The 14,618-nt window shown below is 67.4% G+C and carries 14 protein-coding genes; 6 read left to right on the top strand and 8 right to left on the bottom strand.

The annotated features are described in order from the left end of the window. Positions 1–6: 6 nt before the first annotated feature. A complete protein-coding gene (locus KF889_27840; protein ID MBX3503274.1) occupies positions 7–702 on the top strand; it encodes a hypothetical protein in 696 nt (231 codons plus the stop codon). A 75-nt stretch (positions 703–777) separates the two neighbouring features. Here KF889_27840 and KF889_27845 read toward each other — a convergent pair whose 3' ends face one another. The 5 genes from KF889_27845 to KF889_27865 form a co-directional block, all read right to left on the bottom strand. Further along, complete coding sequence (locus KF889_27845; GenBank protein MBX3503275.1) at positions 778–1,629, bottom strand: TIGR03620 family F420-dependent LLM class oxidoreductase; 852 nt, start codon at positions 1,627–1,629, stop codon at positions 778–780. Then, entirely contained in the window at positions 1,629–2,729 is a 1,101-nt protein-coding gene (locus tag KF889_27850; protein ID MBX3503276.1) for a TIGR03617 family F420-dependent LLM class oxidoreductase, read from the bottom strand. Before KF889_27850 ends, KF889_27845 begins: the two co-directional genes overlap by 1 nt. A gap of 94 nt (positions 2,730–2,823) precedes the next feature. Then, positions 2,824–3,198, bottom strand: a complete 375-nt coding sequence (locus tag KF889_27855; protein MBX3503277.1) for a nuclear transport factor 2 family protein — start codon at positions 3,196–3,198, stop codon at positions 2,824–2,826. Between the two features lie 53 nt (positions 3,199–3,251). Continuing rightward, positions 3,252–4,163: an SMP-30/gluconolactonase/LRE family protein gene (locus tag KF889_27860; protein ID MBX3503278.1), complete on the bottom strand. Its 912-nt coding sequence runs from the start codon at positions 4,161–4,163 to the stop codon at positions 3,252–3,254. A gap of 8 nt (positions 4,164–4,171) precedes the next feature. Then, positions 4,172–5,326: a phytanoyl-CoA dioxygenase family protein gene (locus KF889_27865; GenBank protein MBX3503279.1), complete on the bottom strand. Its 1,155-nt coding sequence runs from the start codon at positions 5,324–5,326 to the stop codon at positions 4,172–4,174. A 333-nt stretch (positions 5,327–5,659) separates the two neighbouring features. Here KF889_27865 and KF889_27870 point away from each other — a divergent pair, with 333 nt between their 5' ends. Next, positions 5,660–6,616 carry an ABC transporter permease gene (locus tag KF889_27870; GenBank protein ID MBX3503280.1) on the top strand — a complete coding sequence of 319 codons (957 nt, stop codon included), beginning with the start codon at positions 5,660–5,662 and terminating at the stop codon, positions 6,614–6,616. Then, positions 6,613–7,515, top strand: a complete 903-nt coding sequence (locus KF889_27875) for an ABC transporter permease (GenBank protein MBX3503281.1) — start codon at positions 6,613–6,615, stop codon at positions 7,513–7,515. The genes KF889_27870 and KF889_27875 overlap by 4 nt, the downstream gene beginning before the upstream one ends. Here KF889_27875 and bla read toward each other — a convergent pair. Continuing rightward, entirely contained in the window at positions 7,512–8,378 is an 867-nt protein-coding gene (bla, locus tag KF889_27880; protein MBX3503282.1) for a class A beta-lactamase, read from the bottom strand. The two genes, KF889_27875 and bla, sit on opposite strands and share 4 nt — an antisense overlap. A 114-nt stretch (positions 8,379–8,492) precedes the next feature. Between bla and KF889_27885 the strand changes: the two genes are divergently transcribed. Further along, positions 8,493–9,365, top strand: coding sequence for a LysR family transcriptional regulator (locus KF889_27885; protein ID MBX3503283.1), 873 nt, complete (start codon positions 8,493–8,495; stop codon positions 9,363–9,365). A gap of 51 nt (positions 9,366–9,416) precedes the next feature. On the opposite strand, the gene KF889_27890 is transcribed toward KF889_27885, so the two are convergent. Together KF889_27890 and KF889_27895 are read right to left on the bottom strand one after the other, a co-directional pair. After that, a complete protein-coding gene (locus KF889_27890; protein MBX3503284.1) occupies positions 9,417–10,427 on the bottom strand; it encodes a dipeptide ABC transporter ATP-binding protein in 1,011 nt (336 codons plus the stop codon). Continuing rightward, complete coding sequence (locus tag KF889_27895; GenBank protein MBX3503285.1) at positions 10,424–11,458, bottom strand: ABC transporter ATP-binding protein; 1,035 nt, start codon at positions 11,456–11,458, stop codon at positions 10,424–10,426. The genes KF889_27890 and KF889_27895 overlap by 4 nt, the downstream gene beginning before the upstream one ends. A 140-nt stretch (positions 11,459–11,598) precedes the next feature. Between KF889_27895 and KF889_27900 the strand changes: the two genes are divergently transcribed. Both KF889_27900 and KF889_27905 read left to right on the top strand, forming a co-directional pair. Beyond that, on the top strand, positions 11,599–13,287 hold the full coding sequence (locus tag KF889_27900; GenBank protein MBX3503286.1) for an ABC transporter substrate-binding protein: 1,689 nt from the start codon (positions 11,599–11,601) through the stop codon (positions 13,285–13,287). 139 nt (positions 13,288–13,426) lie between these two features. Further along, a complete protein-coding gene (locus tag KF889_27905) occupies positions 13,427–14,590 on the top strand; it encodes an FAD-dependent monooxygenase (GenBank protein ID MBX3503287.1) in 1,164 nt (387 codons plus the stop codon). The last annotated feature ends 28 nt before the right edge of the window (positions 14,591–14,618 follow it).

Here is a 14,618-nt window from a genome sequence, read left to right on the forward strand (position 1 = left end):
GACGTGATGACGAATGCCCAAGATGAAGATCAGATGGCGCGAGAACTTCGCCTGGTTTCTCCAGATATCGGCGGCGTGGGTGCGCTGGGGAAGGTGGATGGTACGCAGTTGTTCTCTCTCCGGCTCGCTCGCATGCTCACCACTGACGAAATTGTGGCCGTATGCCGCCTCATGGCGGCAGAAATCCGAGCCACTATTCCCGAAAGACCAGATGGGTGGGCCGCAGCCATCCGTTTCTGGCAACATGGTGGCTCCTTCATACAACCGATGGGTAACTATTTCCTCGGATGGGCAGGACGGGCGGATGAGTGGTCTGTGTACGAAGGCCAGGACCGGAAAGACACGGCTCACGCTGACTGGCTGGCCTTGCGCGAGCGCCTGAGGGCGGCGCTGGCCGCGCTCGGGACCGAGGGAGAAGCAAATCGCCATACTGGCGACTTCGCCCTGATGAAAGGTGAAACATTCCCGCGCGAACACTGGGTATACATCTGCCGAGCCGAGTTCCTGACGAGGGACGTGATCACCGCCATTCAAGATGTGCTCAGAAACGGCTACAGCGAATGGATGGTTGATATCACATTCGCCCTTCCCCCTCCCTTCGACGACCTCCTGCGGGGCATCGAGATCCGAGCCAACGGCGTCAAGGAGATATGGGACAGGGACGAAGTTGAAAGAGTACTTGGCGACCGCCTGAAGATATAGGCAAGAAAGACGCGCCAGTGGCCGGCGCGTTGACGCCGCCCCCGGTTGAACCTCATGTGGACCGCGCACAGGCGATCAGGTATCCGCCAGCGCCTTCAGCATCCGATCGCGCGCCGCGAAGTCGCCCTCGTCGTGCACCGGCTGCACGCAGACATGCGTCGCGCCGGCGGTGAAGTGGGCGCGCAGGCCGTGCTTGATGGTCTCGGCGTCGCCCCACAGGCACATGGCGTCGATGAAGCGGTCGCTGCCGCCGTTCGACAGGTCGTCCTCGGTGAAGCCCTCGCGCAGCCAGTTGTTGCGGTAGTTGGGCAGCACCATGTAGCGCGCCAGTTCCTTGCGGCCCAACGCCCTCGCCTTCGCCGGATCGGTCTCGATCGTGACCTTCTGCTCGACGGCGAGGATCTTGCCCGCGCCGAGGATCTTCGCGGCCTGCGCCGTGTGCTTGGGCGTGACGTTGTAGGGCACGGCGCCCATCGACTTCTCGCCGCTCAGCGCCAGCATCTTGGGCCCGAGCGCGGCGACCACCACCGGCTGGCCCTCGCCGTCCTTGTTGATGCCCTCGAGATAGGCGCGCATGGCGCCCAGCGGCTTGTCGTAGCGATGGCCGCGCAGGCCCTCGACCATCGGGATGTGGCTGACGCCGAGGCCCAGGATGAATCGATCGCCGTGCAGCGCGTTGAGCGACACCGTGGCACGGCGCGCGGTGAAGGCGTCGCGGGCGTAGATGTTGGCGATCGAGCTGCCGATCACCAGCTTCTCGCTGGCGCCCAGCAGGAAGTCGGCCAGCGACATCGATTCGTAGCCGCGCGACTCCGGGTACCAGAAGGCCGCGTAGCCGTTGCCCTCGACCGTGCGCATCAGCGCGCGCAGGCCCGGCCCGTCGAGCCGGTCGGTCGGATACCATACACCCAGGCGTCCAAGCTTCATCACGCGGCCCTCCCGAGGATCGTGCGTCGCACCGGCTCCAGGCTGCGTCCCTGGATGTCCTGCGCCAGGCCGCGCAGGATGTCCTTGTCCCTCGCGCTCTTCACCGCGATCGAGAACTCGCAATGCGTCACCACCTTGCCGTAACGCTCGGCGAGCTTCCTGGCGATCTGGTCGTAGGTGGCGACGGTGACGTAGTTGTGCAGCACGTCGTCGCTGATGTGCTGCGCCATCTCCTCCCAGCGCTGGGCGCGCGAGAGCAGCTTGAGTTTGTCGGCGAGATCGCCGAGGCCGAGATGCTCGAAGGCGGCGCGGTATTGCGGCGTGGAGGCGTAGAAGGAGATGCGGGCGCGCGCATCCTCCACCCTGGGCGCCAGCTCGGCCTCGGTGGCGGCGGTCACCACCAGCGGCTTCATGCAGACCTGGAAATTGTCCAGCGATCGGCCCGTGCGCTGGGCGCCTTCGCGGATCGCCGGCAGCATTACCTGCTCGATATACGAGGGCGTGCACACCGGATGGGCGCGCACGCCGTCGGCGACCTCGCCGCAGATACGGCTCATGATCGAGTTCACCGCGGCGATGTGGATCGGGATGTCGGGATGCTCGATCGGGCCGGGATTGAACAGCGGCACCATCAGGTTGATGGTGTAGTGCTCGCCCTGCACGTCGAGCTTCGTGCCGTTCTGCCAGTGGTCCCACACCGCGCGCACCGCGCGCACGTATTCGCGGATCCACGGGCCGGCGGGCGAGGCCTTCATGCCGAAGCGCCGCTCGATATGGGCGCGCACCTGCGTGCCCAGGCCCAGCACGTGGCGCCCGCGCGACAGCTTCTGCAGGGTCCAGGCGCTCATCGCCATCACCGTCGGGCTGCGCGGAAAGGCGATGGCCACCGAGGTGCCGAGCTTCAGCCTCTTCGTGCTCTGCGCCGCCAGCGCCAGCAGGATGAACGGGTCGTCCTTGGTCTCCTCGACCACCAGCCCGTCATAGCCGAGCTCCTCCAGCAGCGCGGCCTGCGCGGCGATGCTGTGCAGATCGAGCGGGATCTCCGGTGCGCGCAGTCCGGGGTCGACCTTGCCCAGCGGCAGCAGGGTTTCGAGCAGCATGTTCGGGCTCCACCATCACGCTGTCATTCCGAGCGCAGCGAGGAATCCAGCGAGATCGACTGGATTCCTCGCTGCGCTCGGAATGACAGGAACTCTACGCCGGCAGGCGTGTCGACTGCCAGGTGGTCATCTGCCATTTGCCGTCGCGGTTGGCGTAGGCCAGCATGAAGCGGATGGCGAAGGCGTTGGGCGTGCCGTTGGACGTCACCTTGATCTGCGCCTTGCCGGTCAGCACCACGGCGCTGCCGAGATCCTGCGCCACCACCTCCGACGGCTCGACGGCGGAGTAGACGGTGGCGCCCGACTCCATGTTGCCGATGAGGCTCGCCTTGGTGTCGATGCGCGCCGAGGAATGGGTGTAGATCAGGTCGTCGGCGATCAGCTCCCGGAGCGTCGCGATGTCCTTGCTGCCCATCGCCGCCATGCGCCGGGCATCGAGGTCGATGATCATCTGTCCGCTGCCGGCCATGGCTGTCTCCTCTTGTCTTCGCTTTCCCTTCCCCCGGAGGGGGAAGGCAAGGATCAGTTGTAGTTCAGCTTCAGGCCGGGCTCCGGCCATTGCATGACGCCGAGCTGGCCCTGGTCCGACAGCGTGATGTACGCCGTCTTCATGTCGGGGCCGCCGAAGCAGATGTTGGTGGGATAGATGTCCGGCATCTTGACCGCGCGCACGATCTCGCCCTTGGGCGAGATCTCGGTGATGAAGCCGGTGGTCAGCGTGGCGACGCAGATGTTGCCGCTGGCCATGACGGCGAGGCTGTCGAAGCGCGCCTTGCCGGGCAGGCCCATGATCATGCGCCCGCCATGCGGCGCGTGGCCCGAGGGCTTGCGCACGACGCCGGGCGCCTCGATGTCGAAGGCCCACAGCCGCGCGCCCTCGGTGTCGGCGACGTAGAGGGTCTTCTCGTCGGGCGAGAGTCCGCAGCCATTGGGACTGAGGATCGGATAGGCGAGACAGGCGATCTTCGAGCCGTCGGGCTGCGCGTAGTACAGCCCGCCGTGATCGCGATGGCGCGCGTAGCGCTTGCCGAGGTCGGTGAAGTAGAAGCCGCCCGCCCTGTCGAACACCAGGTCGTTGGGCGCCGACAGCTTGTGGCCGTCGCAGTCGCTGTAGAGCAGCCTGGCGACGCCCGTGTCGCGCTCGATTCGCTGGATCGAGCCGCCCACATAGTCGGGATGCGGCCCCTGTCCCATCGAGACGCCTTCGACGTAGCGGCTGCCGCCGTTGTTGCAGAGATAGAGCGCGCCGTCGGGGCCGACCGCCAGCCCGTTGGGCCCGCCGCCGGCGGCGGAGAACAGCGAGACCTTGCCGTCGGGCGTCACGCGCGAGCAGCGCTGGTTGCGGATTTCCGTGACGATCACCGAGCCGTCGGGCATCGCCACCGGCCCCTCGGGAAAGCCCAGGCCGGTGGCCAGGATCTGCACGTCGGTCATGGTTCTCCTCAGATGCTGATGTCGAGCAGGTTGTAGTCCTTGATCGAGGCCTTCGCTGCCGCGTCCCAGGTGTAGCGCTCGCCCGACTGCACATGCGGCTGGTAGGCGAAGGGCGTCTCGTGCGGGAAGCGCTGGCGGCGCGCGTCGATGGCGTAGCCCAGCATCTTCGAGCGCTCGCGGATATGGCCCGCGTCATAGACCGTCGGCTTGGCGTGGATGCCGCCGCCCCGCACGTCGAGCACAGATCTGCGGCGATGGAAGCCGAAGTTCAGCGTGACGCGCCAGTCCTTGCTGGTGTTGGCGAAGGAGCCGTGCACGGCCTGCCGATTGGTGATCGCCACGTCGCCGGGCTTGCAGATGATCGGCACCGCGTCGGGCAGCCGATCGCTGCCGGCCTTCGCCATCATGGCCTTGATGTCGACCTTGTTGAGCTTGTGCGAGCCGGGGATCACCCACACGCCGTTGGCCGGCGTGCAGCCATAGAGCTGGGCCATGAAGTTGAAGCCGTGCGTGCCCTGGTCCCATTCGGGATGGTCCCAGTGCGTCACGCCATCGCGATGCCAGGCGACCGAGGCGCCCAGCCCCGGCTCCTTGATGAAGATCGCCTCGTTGAACGGCGTGAAGTCGGGACCGTTGATCGCCGCGGCCACGGCCAGCAGCTGCGGATGGCCGTAGACGCGCAGATGGGCTTCGGAGAACTGCAGCGAGCCCAGGATGAGATAGACGATCTCCTTCGGCGCGTCGGCGGCGGCCCTAGGCTCGAACATCTTGGCGGGATGCCGCCCGTTGGCCAGCGTGGTGCCGCCGAAGGGATCGCCCAGCGGCTTCGACCACAGGAGGTTCGGCGCCTCGCAGTCGGCGGCCAGCGCCGGCCGGCCCTTGGCGTCGACCGGCGAGCCCTTCTCGCTCGGCAGGCGATCTAGGATATCCCGGAAGTCGGCCTCGATGTCGGCGAGCTCGTCTTCCTTCAGCACGCCCTCGAAGACGTAGAAGCCGCAGCGCCAATAGGCGTCGATAATCGCCGGATCGAGCTTGCCGTCGGCTGCGAGGCGGATCGGCCCGCGATTGCCCAGCGCGAAGGCTCGCGTCTCGCCCGCCTTCAGGTAGGCCTGCATGGCCGCTTCCTCGGGGCCGTAATCCACGGCCAGCGCCGGCTGGGTCATGCCGCGTCCTCCGTTTCCTCCGACTTTGGCCGAAGGATAGGGCCGCGCGGCGGCGCCTGACAATCGGCGCAGCTTGCCTTCCCCGGCAAGGCAGGCATGATGGCCGGCAAGAACGAGTACAGACGCCTGCGGGAGGCGACGTCATGCGTGGTCGAGTGCTATCTCTCCCTCTCCCCGCCTGCGGGGAGAGGGTCGGGGTGAGGGGTAGATTGGGGTTGCGCACGATGGCGGTGCGCCACTCCTTGCGGCCCCTCAACCCAACCCTCTCCCCGCAGGCGGGGAGAGGGAGGAAGACGGCATATGCGAACGCCCTGCCCCACCGGGGGAAGGTAGATGTATAGCTACATCGCGCGGCGTCTGGCATTTGGCGCGGTGACCGTGCTCTTCGTGTCGATCATCGTCTTCGTGATCATGCGCATCCTGCCGGGCGACCCGCTGGTGGCGATCTTCGGCCCCGAGGGCATGAGCAAGCTGACCGAGGCGCAGCGCGCGCACTACATGGCCGAACTGGGCCTGAGCGATCCGCTCTGGGTGCAGTACCTCGACTGGGTCAAGGCCATCATCGCCGGCGATTTCGGCCGCTCCTTCTTCCGCTCCGAGAGCGTCGCCGAGATGATCGTCAGGCGCGGCGCCCTCACGGCCGAGATCGCGATCCTCTCGGTCCTCATCTCGTGGATCGTCGGCATCCCGGTTGCCATCGTCAGCGCGCGGAAGCCCAACAGCGTCGCCGACGGCGTCGTGCGCTTCTTCAGCATCCTGTTCCTCGCGGTGCCCGGCTTCTGGGTCGGCATGCTGATCGTGCTGGCGCTGCTGTTCTGGTTCGGCTACCGCGCGCCGATGGCCGGCGCCTCGCTGTTCGCCGATCCGCTCGCCAACTTCCAGCTGGTGATCGGCCCGGCCGTGGTGCTCGGCCTGGGCCAGGCCGCCTATATCGCGCGCATGGGCCGCTCGGCCCTGCTCGAGGTGATCCGCGAGGACTACGTGCGCACCGCGCGCGCCAAGGGACTGAACAACAGGCTGGTGATCGCGCTCCACGCGCTGCCCAACGCGCTGCTGCCGGTCATCACGCTGTCGGGCGTGCTGCTGGGACTCGTGCTGGCCGGCTCGATCCCGGTCGAGCGCGCCTTCGGCACGCCGGGCCTGGGCAACTCGATGTTCCAGGCCGTCAGCGAGCGCGATGTCTTCGTCATGCAGAACCTGGTGTTCCTCTACGCCGTGGTCTTCGTGGCGATCAACATCGCGGTCGACGTGACCATAGCCCTGCTCGATCCGAGGATCCGCTACCGATGACCGTGACCTCGGCCGACCCCAACGCGCCCGCCGCGGCCGCGCCGCGCCGGCGCTCGATCCTGAGCGGCGTCATCACGCTGGCGCGCCGCTCGCCGATCTCGGCCTTCTGGGGCGTGGTCGCGGCCCTGATCGTGCTGATATCGATCAGCGCCGATATCGTGGCCCCGCACCCGCCGCTGCAATCGAACTTCCGCGCCATGCAGAAGCCGCCCGGCGAGGCGCACTGGTTCGGCACCGACCAGGTCGGCCGCGACACGCTCTCGCGCGTGATCCATGGCAGCCAGACCTCGCTCACCGTGGCGGTCGGCGCCGTGCTGTTCGGCACGACGCTGGGTGCGCTGTGGGGCCTGGCCTGCGGCTATTTCGGCGGCCGCTTCGACATGATCAGCCAGCGCATCATCGAGTTCCTGCAATCCTTCCCCGATCTCATATTGGCGATGGCCATCGCCATGGCGCTCGGCGGCGGGCTGGGCACGGTGATCGTCGCCATCGCCATCACGCGAATACCCTTCGGCGGCCGCGTCATCCGGTCCGTCGTGCTGTCGCTGAAGGAGATGCAGTACGTCGAGGCGGCGCGCGGGCTGGGTGCCTCCCACGCGCGCCTGATGTTCCGCCACATCCTGCCGCAATGCGTGGCGCCCTACCTGATCCTGGCCACGACGCATCTGGGCGTCGCCATCGTCATCGAGGCCTCGCTCGGCTTCCTCGGCGTCGGTATCCCGCCGCCGAATCCGACCTGGGGCAACATGCTGGCCGATGCGCTGAACGCCGGCCTGGTGCCGCCGTGGTGGTTGGTCTTCTTCCCCGGCGCCGCGATCACGCTCACCGTGCTCGCCTTCAACCTGCTGGGCGACGGCATCCGCGACCTGCTCGATCCCAGGCTGCGCGGGGCGGTCTAGGAAGCACGCCCCAGCACCCGCAGGCTCGCGCGCGTCGCCTCGGCGAGGACCGCGTCGATCTGTGCCGTCGAGGCGTTCTTCGCACCGGTGAAGTAGACCACGATGCGGATCGGTGCGCCGCCGCCGGGTGGCCAGACGATGCCGATGTCGTTGTGCGTCGCCCGGGCTCCGGTCCCGGTCTTGTGCGCGACGCGCGAGCCCGACGGCACGCCCGCCTTGATGCGGCCCGCGCCGGTGGGCGTGTCGATCATCCACTTGGTCAGCAGCCGGAGATGATCGGGCGACAGGCGCGTGCCCTGCAGGACGGTCTTCAGGTTGTCGACGTACTGAGCCGGCGTGGTGGTATCGCGCGGATCGTCCGGCAGCGCGGTATTGAGATCGGTCTCCAGTCGATCGACGCGCGTGAGCCGATCGCCGATCGACCTGTACCAGGCCCGCCACGCCTCGATGCCGCCCATCTCGCGGATCAGGATATTGGCCGCGGGATTGTCGCTGACTTCGACCGCCGCCTTGCAGAGCCGCTCCACTGTCAAGGTCGAGCCCACCGCCGGCTCGGTGACCGGCGCGTGCGCCACCATGTCGCCCCGGGAGATCGCTATCGGACGATCGAGCGTCTCGAGACCGCGCTGCACGCGTTCGAGAACGCAGGCCGCGAGAAACAGCTTGAATGTCGAGCAATAGGCGAAGCGCTCGTCCGCACGCCAGGCGACGCGCCGGTCGCCGTCGTCGGCGCAGAGTCCGATCCGCCCGCCGTGCCGGACCTCCAGCGCCGCGAGGTTCAGCGCGGTGGCGGGCTGGGCCCGCGCAATTGATGGCAGGAACCCGGCGGCGCCCAGGGCTGAGATGAGGGTTCGGCGATTCATTCTGGTTTCCTTTCAGTGAGGGGACAGCGGCCGGAATACGGGCAAGCCGAGCCCTAGCCAAATGATCGTTCGTCAGCTTAGACATGAGTCGGATCGAGCCTCAGGAAACCCGCGATGGATGTCTCCCGCCTGCCCCTCAACGCACTGCGCGCCTTCGAGGCCTCGGCGCGGCTGGGCAGCTTCACCAGGGCCGGCATGGAGCTGCGCGTCGGCCAGACCGCGATCAGCCATCAGGTGAAGGCGCTCGAGAAGGCGCTCGATGTCACGCTGTTCAAGCGCCTGCCGCGCGGCATCGCGCTGACCGAGGAGGCGCAGGCGCTGCTGCCGGTGCTGACCGATGCCTTCCGTCGCATGAGCGAGAAGCTGCATCAGCTGAGCGACGGCAACTTCCGGGAGATCCTCACCGTGGGCGTGGTCGGCACGTTCGCGACCGGCTGGCTGATCCAGCGACTCCCGGGCTTCACCGCAGGCCATCCCGACATCGATCTGCGCATCAAGACCAACAACAACACGGCCGACACCCTGCTCGACGGCCTGGACTTCTTCATTCGCTTCGGCGACGGGGCATGGCACGGCACCGATGTCGTGCACCTCATGGACGCACCGCTGTCCCCTGTCTGCGCGCCGTCGCTCGCCAGGGGCATCCGCCGGCCGAAGGACCTGCTGGGCATGCATCTGCTGCGCTCATACCGGCGCGACGATTGGCCGTTGTGGTGTCGATCCGCCGGCATCACCCCGCCCAGCCTGCGCGGCTGGATGTTCGACTCCTCGCTCGCGCTCGTCGAAGCCGCCGCCCAGGGCGCCGGAATTGCCCTGGTCCCGGTCGCCATGTTCCGCCGCGACCTCGCCAGCAAACGCATCGTCCAGCCGCTCAAGGCGGCCACGCCGGCCGGAAGCTACTGGCTGACCCACCTCAAGACCCGTCAGGAGACGGCGTCGATGAAGGCGTTCAGAACCTGGATCCTCGCCGAGCTCAAAGCGGCGTAAGCCTCAGAACGCGCGTGAGCTATAGAATCCCTTTCTACAGCTCTTACTCGATCACGCTGCGGCGCCGTTGCCCAGCGGCACCTTCACGCCGTCGTCGTGCAGGTGGCAGGAGGCGAAGTGGCCGGGCACGACCTCGCGCAGCGTCGGCACGTCGACCCGGCAGCGTGCCATCGCGTACGGGCACCGCGTGTGGAAGTGGCAGCCCGGGGGCGGGTTGATCGGGCTCGGCACGTCGCCGGTCAGGATCACGCGCTTGCGGCCGCGGGCGCTGGCCTTTGGGATCGGGACCGCCGACAGAAGAGCCTCGGTGTAGGGATGCAGCGGCATCTCGAACAGGCTGGTCTTGTCGGTCATCTCGACGATGCGGCCGAGATACATCACGGCGACCCGGTGGCTGATGTGCTCGACCACCGCCAGGTCGTGCGCGACGAAGAGATAGGAGAGGTTGAACTCCTCCTGCAGGTCCATCAGCAGGTTGATGATCTGCGCCTGGATCGACACGTCGAGCGCCGAGACCGGCTCGTCGCCGACGATCAGGTCGGGATTGAGCGCCAGCGCGCGGGCGATGCCGATGCGCTGGCGCTGGCCGCCGGAGAACTCGTGCGGGAAGTTGCCGATCGCCTCGGGCCGCAGGCCGACGCGATCGAACAGCGCCGCCACCTTCTCCTTGCGCTCCTGCGGCGTGCCGATCTCGTGGATGGTCATCGGCTCGCCGACGATCTCGCCGGCGCTCATGCGCGGATTCAGCGAGGCGTAGGGGTCCTGGTAGATCATCTGCATGCGCCGGCGATAGGGCAGCAGCTCGGCGCGATCCAGATGGGTGATGTCCTCGCCACCGATGCGGATCGAGCCGTCGGTCGGCTCGAGCAGGCGCAGGAGCGTTCGCCCGACCGTCGACTTGCCGCAGCCGCTCTCGCCCACCAGGCCCAGGGTCTCGCCGCGCCTGATCTCGAAGGACACGCCGTCGACCGCGTAGACATGGCCCGAGACGCGCGAGAAGACCCCGCGCGTGATCGGGAAGTGCTTCTTGAGGTCCTTGACCTCGAGCAGGGTCTCGCTCATGGCGCGACACCCGCCAGGATCTTGTCGGCGTGCCAGCAGGCGATGTGATGGCCGGGCCTGTGCTCGGCAAGCGGCGGCACCACGCGCGCGCACTGGTCGGTGGCCCAGGCGCAGCGCGGCGCGAAGCTGCAGCCCGGCGGCAGGCGGAACAGCGAGGGCACCATGCCCTTGATCTCGTTCAGCCGCGGGCGCGCCCTCGTCTTGCTCGCGGCGACGTCGAGCTGAGGGATCGAGCCCAGCAGGCCCTTGGTGTAGGGATGGCCGGGGTTGTCGAACAGCTCCGCGGCCGGCGCCTCCTCGACCTTGCGGCCGGCGTACATCACCACCACGCGGTCGGCGTTCTCGGCCACCACGCCCATGTCGTGGGTGATCAGGATGATCGCCGTGCCGAAGGTCTCCTGCAGCTCGCGCATCAGATCGAGGATCTGCGCCTGGATGGTGACGTCGAGCGCCGTGGTCGGCTCGTCGGCGATCAGCACCTTGGGATTGCACGACAGCGCCATGGCGATCATGACGCGCTGGCGCATGCCGCCCGACATCTGGTGCGGATAGGCATGCGCGCGCCTCTCCGGCTCGGGGATCGACACGCGCCGCAGCATCTCGACCGCACGATCCCACGCATCCTTGCGCGAGAGGCCCTGGTGCAGCGCCACGGCCTCGGCGATCTGCTTGCCCACCGTGTAGAGCGGGTTGAGCGACGTCATCGGCTCCTGGAAGATCATCGAGATCTCGTTGCCGCGGATGCGCTCCATCTCGGCGTTGCTGAGCTCCAGCAGGTTGCGGCCTTCAAAGCGCACCGCGCCGCCGACGATCCGGCCCGGCGGATTGGCGACCAGGCGCAGGATGGAAAGCGCCGTGACGCTCTTGCCGCAGCCCGACTCGCCCACCACGCCCAGGGTCTCGCCCGCCTTCAGCGCGTAGGACACGCCATCGACGGCGCGCACCTGACCGATGGCGGTGAAGAAATGGGTCTGCAGGTCCTCGACCTGCAGGACCGTCTGGGCCGGCGTTTCCGTCACGCCGGCCGACACTACCGACGCCGACTCGGGAGGATTCAACGCGAGACTCCCTCAAAATTATCATGTTAGCCTTGGCCCACAAATGAGATGGGCGAAGCCATCTGAGCACAATGTGTGTGGTCTGCAAAAGACCAAATGGGAGGACGGAAACCATGGGCAAGGGATCCAAGCCAACGCATCCGAATCGTCGTCAGTTCGTGAAAGGTGCCGCCGCGCTCGGCGGCATCAGCGTCTACGGTCTGCCCTGGGGCGCCTGGGCGCAGGGCGTGCCCAACGAATTCGACGGCTCGAAGTTCCAGCTTGCCGCGCCGGAGCCGAACCCGAAGAAGGGCGGCGTGCTGCGCTACGGCATCACCATGCGCGCGCCGCACTTCGACTTCCACCAGTCGGGCACGATCAACAATCTGGGCAGCCAGGGCTGCATGTTCGACAACCTGGTGCGCCGCGATCCGCGCGATTCGGGCAAGACCATCATCCCCGATCTCGCCCATAGCTGGGAGATCGGCAAGGACGGCAAGACCTTCACCTTCCACCTGCGCAAGGGCGTGCAGTTCCACGACGGCGCCGAGCTGACCTCGGAAGACGTCAAGGCCACCTTCGACCGCATCGCCAAGCCGCCGCAGGGCATCTCGATCTCGCGCAGCACGCTGTTCGCCGCGGTCAGCGAGATCACCGCGCCCGACAAGCACGTCGTGCAGTTCAAGCTCTCGGCGCCCAGGCCGGCCGCCTTCATCATGGGCGCCATCGCCAGCGGCTGGAACGGCATCGTGCGCAAGAAGACGCTGGAGGACAACCAGTACAACCTGCGCCGCGTTCAGGACATCCCCGGCACCGGCCCGTTCAAGAGCAAGCGACGGGTCGAGAACGAAGTCTGGGCGATGGAGCGGCACCCGAACTACTGGAACAAGGGCCTGCCCTATCTCGACGGCGTCGAGTTCTATCATTCGCTGCCCTTCTCGCCCGAGCTGGGCTCCGCCCTGCTGTCGGGCCGCACCGACTATGCGCGACTGCTCGATCCCGGCTCGCTGCGCCGCGTGAAGGCGACGGCCGGCATGTCGGGCACCGACTTCTACCAGTCGGTCATCCAGGCGACCTGGATGAACAACAGGAAGAAGCCGATGGACGACCCGCGGGTGCGCCGCGCCTTCCACCTCGTGCTCGACAAGCCGGTGCTGGTCGACGTGGTGAAGGACATCGCGCCGATGATGGTCGGCGGCTTCATCTATCCATTCTCGGACTTCGCCACGCCCAAGGCCGAGCTCGAGAAGCGGCTGGGCTACCAGCCCAACCCCGACGCGGCGATCAAGGAAGCCAGGGCGCTGATGAAGGCGGCGGGCCACGAGAAGGGTATCACCGGCCTCGACTATCTCGTGCGCGAGGTGGCGAGCTTCAAGCTGTGGTCACAGGCCATCCAGGCCATGCTGCAGCAGACGCTCAACGTGCAGAGCAACATCCGCACGGCGGTGGAATCGGTGTGGTTCGACGACGTGCGCACCGGCAAGTTCGACCTCGCCATCGGCGCCATCGTCTCGACCCTGCTCGACCCCAGCGACTACTTCAACGCCTGGTACAAGAAGGACGGCCCGCAGAACTACTCGAACTGGGACAATCCCAAGTTCAACGCGCTGCTGCCGCAGATCGACGCCGAGGTCGACGCCGCCAAGCGCCTCGCGCTCATCCGCCAGGCCGAGATGATCATGGAGGAGGATCCGCCGCTCCTGCCGATGTCGTGGGAAAAGATCAACGACGGCTGGTACAACTACGTGAAGGGCCACCGGCCGAACGACTATTTCGGCATCTACGACGTGGTGCGCCTCGACACGTTCTGGCTCGACAAGTAGCGAGGTGAATGCCTTCCCCCGGAGGGGGAAGGTGCCCGAAGGGCGGATGGGGGATGTCGAAGACGGACTCCGAGTGTGTTGAGACATCCCCCATCCGTCGCGCTGCGCGCGCCACCTTCCCCCTCCGGGGGAAGGTAAGATGGCAATGAACGACATCGACGTACTGATCGCAGGCGGTGGTCCGGTCGGACTCACCGCCTCGATTCTGCTCTCGCGGCACGGCGTGCGCTCACTGCTGGTCGAGCGCCACCCCGGCACGGCCATCGTGCCGAAGTCGCGCGGCATCAACGCGCGCACCATGGAGATGTACCGCCAGTGCGGGCTGGACGACGCGATCCGTGCCGCCGGCTTGGACTCGGAGCGCACCGGCCTGGTCGTCTGGGCCGAGAGTCTCGCGGGCAAGGAGATCGAGCGTCGCGTGCCCGGACGCGCCACCGCCGCCAGCATGGCGATGACGCCGGTGCGCAACTGCCTGTGCGCGCAGGACGACCTCGAGCCGGTGCTGCGGCGTTTCGCGGAGGACTCGAAGCTCGCCGAGCTGCGCTTCAGCACCGAGCTGACCGCGCTCAGCTACGACGACAGCGGCGTCCGCGCTGTGCTGCTCGATCGCACCGCCAATACCGAGAGCGCGATCCGCGCCCGCTACCTGATCGCCGCCGACGGCGCGCAGAGCCGTATCCGCCGCCAGCTCGGCGTTCGCATGATCGGCGAAGAACGCGTCTACGACAGCGTCAACATCCTGTTCCACGCCGATCTCGGTCAATGGGTCGAGCACCGGCCGGCGGCGCTGTACTTCATCGAGCAGCCCGAACTGCGCGGCACTTTCCTCACCATCAACGGCACCGACCGCTGGGGCTTTCTGATTCACAGCCTCAGCCAATACGGCTTCAAGCCCGAGGACTTCACGCCCGAGCTCTGCACGCGACTGGTGCGCCAGGCCGTGGGCGCGCCCGACCTGCCGATCTCGATCCTCGGCGCCTCGCCCTGGGAGGCCTCGGCGATCGTCGCCGACCGCTACCGGGATGGCCCGGTGTTCCTCGCCGGCGACGCCGCGCACGAGATGCCGCCGACCGGCGGCTTCGGCCTGAACACCGGCGTGCAGGACGTGCACAACCTCGCCTGGAAGCTGGCCGCCGTGCTGCGCGGCAACGCCGACCCGGCCCTGCTGGACAGCTACCACGCCGAGCGCCGGCCGCTGGCCGAGACCATCACCCGCGCCAGCCTCGCCAACGCGTTGTCGATGGGTCGCACCTCGCGCGCCACCTCGGCCGTGCTGCCGCGCCGCGAGTTCCTCAACGAGTAGGGTCTGATCTTCGGCATCGCCTACACGT

This window comes from Alphaproteobacteria bacterium (assembly GCA_019635875.1).
Lineage (GTDB): Bacteria > Pseudomonadota > Alphaproteobacteria > Reyranellales > Reyranellaceae > JAFAZJ01.

Bases quoted from the DNA above. Each gene is read 5' to 3' on its own strand.
- KF889_27840 (MBX3503274.1), top strand. From the start codon at position 7: ATGACGAATGCCCAAGATGAAGATCAGATGGCGCGAGAACTTCGCCTG.
- KF889_27845 (MBX3503275.1), bottom strand. From the start codon at position 1,629: ATGAAGCTTGGACGCCTGGGTGTATGGTATCCGACCGACCGGCTCGAC.
- KF889_27850 (MBX3503276.1), bottom strand. From the start codon at position 2,729: ATGCTGCTCGAAACCCTGCTGCCGCTGGGCAAGGTCGACCCCGGACTG.
- KF889_27855 (MBX3503277.1), bottom strand. From the start codon at position 3,198: ATGGCCGGCAGCGGACAGATGATCATCGACCTCGATGCCCGGCGCATG.
- KF889_27860 (MBX3503278.1), bottom strand. From the start codon at position 4,163: ATGACCGACGTGCAGATCCTGGCCACCGGCCTGGGCTTTCCCGAGGGG.
- KF889_27865 (MBX3503279.1), bottom strand. From the start codon at position 5,326: ATGACCCAGCCGGCGCTGGCCGTGGATTACGGCCCCGAGGAAGCGGCC.
- KF889_27870 (MBX3503280.1), top strand. From the start codon at position 5,660: ATGTATAGCTACATCGCGCGGCGTCTGGCATTTGGCGCGGTGACCGTG.
- KF889_27875 (MBX3503281.1), top strand. From the start codon at position 6,613: ATGACCGTGACCTCGGCCGACCCCAACGCGCCCGCCGCGGCCGCGCCG.
- bla (MBX3503282.1), bottom strand. From the start codon at position 8,378: ATGAATCGCCGAACCCTCATCTCAGCCCTGGGCGCCGCCGGGTTCCTG.
- KF889_27885 (MBX3503283.1), top strand. From the start codon at position 8,493: ATGGATGTCTCCCGCCTGCCCCTCAACGCACTGCGCGCCTTCGAGGCC.
- KF889_27890 (MBX3503284.1), bottom strand. From the start codon at position 10,427: ATGAGCGAGACCCTGCTCGAGGTCAAGGACCTCAAGAAGCACTTCCCG.
- KF889_27900 (MBX3503286.1), top strand. From the start codon at position 11,599: ATGGGCAAGGGATCCAAGCCAACGCATCCGAATCGTCGTCAGTTCGTG.
- KF889_27905 (MBX3503287.1), top strand. From the start codon at position 13,427: ATGGCAATGAACGACATCGACGTACTGATCGCAGGCGGTGGTCCGGTC.